This window comes from Phytoactinopolyspora endophytica, assembly GCF_004138495.1.
Taxonomy (GTDB): Bacteria; Actinomycetota; Actinomycetes; order Jiangellales; family Jiangellaceae; genus Phytoactinopolyspora; species Phytoactinopolyspora endophytica.
In genome coordinates this window covers 186,328-191,064 of sequence record NZ_ML142858.1, presented here as the reverse complement: position 1 = coordinate 191,064, position 4,737 = coordinate 186,328, and the positions used below count along the sequence as shown (strand labels likewise).

The following is a 4,737-nucleotide window of genomic DNA, read 5'->3' as shown; positions in this document are numbered from 1 at the left end:
TCACCGTTGAGGAAGCTGCCGCGCAGGCTCGGAGCATCGCGGCGCGATCGTCCGTAACCAGCGATGACGTGCTGGACGTCATCGCGGAGATGCGCCAGACACGCGCGTGATCGTCCTCGATACGTCGGCTCTCGTCGAGTTCCTGGTCGGCACGGACCCGGTCGCGGAAGATGTACGAGTCGCCACCATCGGCGAGAGTCTGGCCGCGCCTCACGCGATTGACCTCGAGTGCGCGTCCACGCTTCGCGGTCTGGTCCGAGGGGCGAAGCTGCCAGCGGATGAGGGCGAGCGGGCCCTGGAACTGCTCGGCTCCATCAGCCTGCGGCGATACCCGCATACACCGCTGCTTGCGCGCATCTGGCAGCTGCGACACAACTTGTGGCCCTTCGATGCCGCGTACGTCGCACTTGCCGAGTCATTGAGCGCAGATCTGATCACGGTGGATAGCAAGCTGGAATGCGTGCCTGGCGTCCGGTGCACCGTCCGCAACCTTCGACGTTGAACTATCCTCGACGGATGCATCTCCCACGGGTCCTCGTCATACAGAACACTCCCCGAGGGGGTCCACGCAGGCTGAGCGACTGGCTCATTGCCGACGGGCTCTCGCTCGATGTGGTCGAGGCATACGACGGAGGGCTCCTGCCGGACACGCTCGAGCACGACGGGCTCGTCGTCCTGGGTGGCGGGTTCATGCCTGACGACGACGGACGCGCGCCCTGGCTGCCGAAGGCCCGTGCACTCGTCGAGCAGGCGCTCGAGCAAGGCAGGCCGATGCTGGGCATCTGCCTGGGCGGCCAGCTTCTGGCACATGTCTCCGGAGGCAAGGTGCTGGCCGATGCGGGCACCCCCGAGCAAGGCAGCACTCCGATCAGCCTGCGGGCCGAGGCCAGCGACGACGCGTTGTTCCGGGACCTGCCCGGGGTGGTCAACGCGATCGAGCATCACGTCGATGCCGTCACTGCACTACCCCCGGATGCGATCTGGCTGGCCTCCACGGAGCGGTGCCCCTACCAGGCGTTCCGGGTCGGCGACGTCGCCTGGGGTGTGCAGTTCCACCCGGAGGCGGCAGCCGATCGGATTCTGGAGTGGGACGCGGAGGAACTCCGCCGGCAGGGCTTCGACCGGCAGCACCTCTACGAACAGGCCCTCGTGGACGAGCCCCGGTCCGCCGAGCATTGGCGCGCCGTCGCCCGCGGGTTCGCCGATACAGTCGCCCGACAACATTGATCTCCGCGGCTCGTCCTGTCGCGGAGATTTCAGAGGTCACAGTCCGCAGCACGAAGCCGGCTCAGGCCAGATCCGCGATCAGATCATCGAGTAGCAGCTCCTCCTCGACGCGGACACCGTGTTCGACCATCGCGGCGCCAAGCGCCGGATCCCACGGTGTCTCAACTGGCGGCCCATTCAGCTCCGCAAGCGCCTCCGCCCGAGCATCGAGGCTGCGGATCCGCCCCAAGGCGTCGACGTAGTCGACACCGCTGAACTGCCAGGGTGCCCATGCGACGCGCTGCGGCCGATACGATCGCCGGGTTCTCGCAGACGTAGACGACAGACGGAATCGCACCGGGGTCATCGGTGACCACCTGGCGCAGAGTCAACAGGGCCGGCTGCCCAGCCTCGGACAGATGCGCGAGCGCGGCTGCGGTCGCCGACGAGCCTCCGCCCGGCAAGCCCAGTTCAACGTACTGCGCAGCTTGCCGAGGTCGGGTTCATCAGCCGCGGCCAGCACCATCAGCTCGCGCAGTCCGAGCTCGATGTCGGCCAGCGCCACCGCCTGCAGCGCACCGCGTCGGCCCAGCGCGTCGTCGTACGTGCGCAGTGCCCGCTCTGCGGCCTCACCTGGATGCGTAAGCTGGTAGAGCAACCGACGGCGGTAGAAGTCCTCGACGGCGGTCACCCGGCTGGTGTCCGGGTCCGAGCGGAGGTTGCCCCAGTTCTCCAGGCTGTCGAGCTTGCCCGCGACCTCGTCCATCTCGACGACGGGGTCACCGTCGGTGAGGAGCTCGGAGTAGACGTCCTCCGGACGAAGGCGCACCTGGAAACGTTCCTTGGCCATGACGAAGACGGCCATAGTCCGACGGTAGGTTTCGGCGCCCGGCGATGTCAGATGCGCGAAGACACCAAACCGTCCCGGCCCGTCTTCCGGCTCGTCACGGGTCTCCTCAGCCACGCGTCTTCCCCACCACACGCCGCCGACAGAACCGCGAGACATCCACGACATGACGCGTAAGGGTCGCGGCCATATCTCCAGGCACCGCGTTAGGATGGCTCGACACAAAGATATAGTTCTTATACCATTTTGGGGAGGGTTATAGTGGAGTTCGAGTATGATCCAGTGAAGAGCTCCGCGAACAAGGAGAAGCACGGTATCGACTTCGACGAGGCTCAGATGCTATGGCGGGACCCGATGCGCATAGAGATCCCCGCCCGAACAGCCGACGAGCCGAGATCTATGATCATCGGCCAGATCAACGACAAACACTGGTCGGCAGTAGTTACTGATCGTGAACAACGAGTGAGGATCATCTCCGTTCGACGTTCCCGTGCAGAGGAGGTAGCGATCTATGAAAGCTGAAGAGTTCGACGCGAAATTCGACCGGGGCGAGGACCTCACTGAAGCTTTGGACATGACGGCAGCACGCCGCCCCGGCTACGAGCAACGCCGAGTCAACGTGGACTTCCCGGCGTGGATGATCGAGTCTCTTGACTCGGAGGCGAGACGTCTCGGTATTACGCGCCAGGCCGTCATCAAGACGTGGATTGCTCAACGGCTTGATCGAGGTACGGCAGCTTGACGCATTCGCCACGCAGCGTCCGATCACATGTACGTCTTGCGGGGGTAGATGGCGTGCGCGCCGGCGACCCGGTCCAGAAACAGGAAGCCTTCGCAGTGGTCGATCTCGTGCTGCAGCGCCCGCGCCTCGAAGGCATCGGTCTCGACCATGACTTCTTCCTCGGATCCCGGCAGTTGTCCGACGACAGCCAGCCTGGTGGCCCGCTTCACGTCACCGGTCAGGTCGGGGACGGACATGCAGCCCTCTCGGCCCTTCTCCCTCCGGCTCGCCTCGACGACGCGTGCATTACACAGAACGAATGTGCCGTGCGTCGTGCGGATCTTCGGATGCCCGACGACATCGACACAGAACACATGCTGTGCGATGCCTACCTGAGAGGCCGCGAGGCCCACGCATCCGGGAGACACTCGCATGGTCGCCACCAGGTCGGCTGCGAGCTGGACGACCCGGGCGTCCGTGGGGTCGACCTTCGCCGAGGGCGTCGACAGCACCGGGGCCGGCGCCCGGACCACCTCGAGCACCCGCCCGTCGACCCCGAGGTCCGTCTCGGACCAGCCGCTGACCGCGCTGAGACTCACAGGACGTCCGTCTCCTGCGGGCGAAACGACACGTCCACCTCCAGGTCACGGCCTATCCGTGCCAGTTCTGCCGTCAGCACCGCCTCGTCGGCGCCCGCCGGAAGATCGACCTCAGCGGCCACCACGTAGAGCTCCCCACTCAGCCGCGTCGTGAGGTCGGTGATGTTGCCTCCGGCGCCGGCGACGGCGCGGGTCAGGGCTGCCACGATTCCCAGCCGGTCCCCGCCATGCACAGTGAGGATGTACGGTCGCGCGGAAGCGACCGCCGGGTCCTCCACGGCTACCTCCCGGGCGGACACCTGAAGGGTGCCGTCCGCCGTCAGCCCGGCCAGAGCGTCCTCCACCCGCGCGGCGGAGACCTCGCCGGTGCAGAGCAGCATCATGGCGAAATGCCCGCGCAGGCGGGTCATGGTCGAGTCCTCGAGGTTCACGCCAAGCTCGGCGAGCGTGCTCGTGGTCTCGGCGATGATGCCCGGACGGTCGTGTCCGATGACGGTGATGGCGATGTGACTCACAGGGCTATCAAACCGTACGGACCATCGGCATGTCGCTCCGGCCGTCCGTGTTGCGGCGCACGGCGAGAACCTGATGGATGCCGATCCGGCCGGCGTCGAACGACAGCGCCGAGCCGGTCATGTATAGCCGCCACACCCGAGCCCGGGGGTCACCCGCCAGGGCGACCGCCCGATCCCAGGCGCCCTCGATGTTGGCCACCCACGCACGCAGCGTCCTGCTGTAGTGCTCGCGCAGATTCTGCACGTCTCTCACCTCGAACCCGCCCTGTTCGAGCCGGCTGGTCACATCGGCGACGGGAATCAGCTCTCCGTCGGGGAAGACGTACGCGTCGATGAAGGTCCGGCTGTGCGACCGTCCCGGCTCCGGGGACGAGCCGGCACGACGCTTCGGCGCCCGCACGATCTGGTGGTTCAGTAGCCGCCCGCTGGGCACCAGCAGGTCATACAACCGGGCAGCGTACTCGGGCCACATCTGGGCGCCGAGATGCTCGGCCATGCCGACGCTGGCGATCGCGTCGTACGGGCCGTCGTCGACGTCGCGCCAGTCCTGAACCCTGACCTCCACCTGGCCGCCCAGACCCGCATCGGCGACCCGACGCTTGGCGAACTCCGCCTGTGCCTGGGACAGCGTCACGCCCACCGCGGTGACTCCGTACTCGCGGGCAGCGTGCAGGACCAGCGAACCCCAGCCACATCCGACATCCAGAAGCCGCATGCCCTCCTCGAGCCCGAGCTTGCGGCAGATCATCTCGTGCTTGTCCCGCTGGGCGTCCTCGAGTGTGTACGACGGGTCGTCGCCGCCCGTCCAGTAGGCACACGAATACACCATCGACGGGCCGAGAACCAGCT

At 66.6% G+C, this 4,737-nt stretch carries 9 protein-coding genes; 4 read left to right on the top strand and 5 right to left on the bottom strand.

The features are described 5' to 3' along the window. Positions 1 to 106: 106 nt before the first annotated feature. Together ELR45_RS19880 and ELR45_RS19875 are read left to right on the top strand one after the other, a co-directional pair. Positions 107 to 502 (top strand): type II toxin-antitoxin system VapC family toxin, encoded by a 396-nt coding sequence (locus tag ELR45_RS19880; RefSeq protein WP_129667910.1) that lies wholly within the window; start codon positions 107 to 109, stop codon positions 500 to 502. 14 nt (positions 503 to 516) lie between these two features. Continuing rightward, positions 517 to 1,227 carry a type 1 glutamine amidotransferase gene (locus tag ELR45_RS19875; protein WP_129667909.1) on the top strand — a complete coding sequence of 237 codons (711 nt, stop codon included), beginning with the start codon at positions 517 to 519 and terminating at the stop codon, positions 1,225 to 1,227. A gap of 61 nt (positions 1,228 to 1,288) precedes the next feature. Here ELR45_RS19875 and ELR45_RS41125 read toward each other — a convergent pair whose 3' ends face one another. Both ELR45_RS41125 and ELR45_RS19865 read right to left on the bottom strand, forming a co-directional pair. Next, positions 1,289 to 1,573: a DUF2399 domain-containing protein gene (locus tag ELR45_RS41125; protein ID WP_129667908.1), complete on the bottom strand. Its 285-nt coding sequence runs from the start codon at positions 1,571 to 1,573 to the stop codon at positions 1,289 to 1,291. 21 nt (positions 1,574 to 1,594) lie between these two features. Then, positions 1,595 to 2,170 (bottom strand): DUF2397 family protein, encoded by a 576-nt coding sequence (locus ELR45_RS19865; protein WP_205856913.1) that lies wholly within the window; start codon positions 2,168 to 2,170, stop codon positions 1,595 to 1,597. Positions 2,171 to 2,314: 144 nt separating this feature from the next. Between ELR45_RS19865 and ELR45_RS19860 the strand changes: the two genes are divergently transcribed. Continuing rightward, the gene (locus ELR45_RS19860; RefSeq protein WP_129667906.1) at positions 2,315 to 2,575 is read left to right on the top strand and encodes a BrnT family toxin; all 261 of its coding nucleotides are present in this window, start codon (positions 2,315 to 2,317) and stop codon (positions 2,573 to 2,575) included. Then, a complete protein-coding gene (brnA, locus tag ELR45_RS19855; RefSeq protein WP_129667905.1) occupies positions 2,565 to 2,795 on the top strand; it encodes a type II toxin-antitoxin system BrnA family antitoxin in 231 nt (76 codons plus the stop codon). The genes ELR45_RS19860 and brnA overlap by 11 nt, the downstream gene beginning before the upstream one ends. A gap of 23 nt (positions 2,796 to 2,818) precedes the next feature. Here the strand turns inward: brnA and ELR45_RS19850 are convergent, their stop codons facing one another. From ELR45_RS19850 to ELR45_RS38475, 3 genes are all read right to left on the bottom strand, one after another. Beyond that, complete coding sequence (locus ELR45_RS19850) at positions 2,819 to 3,373, bottom strand: peptide deformylase (RefSeq protein ID WP_205856912.1); 555 nt, start codon at positions 3,371 to 3,373, stop codon at positions 2,819 to 2,821. Then, entirely contained in the window at positions 3,370 to 3,888 is a 519-nt protein-coding gene (locus ELR45_RS19845) for a glycine cleavage system transcriptional repressor (RefSeq protein WP_129667904.1), read from the bottom strand. The genes ELR45_RS19850 and ELR45_RS19845 overlap by 4 nt, the downstream gene beginning before the upstream one ends. A gap of 7 nt (positions 3,889 to 3,895) precedes the next feature. Then, positions 3,896 to 4,737 (bottom strand): SAM-dependent methyltransferase (locus tag ELR45_RS38475; RefSeq protein ID WP_205856911.1); only part of this gene is annotated, 842 nt, incomplete at its 5' end.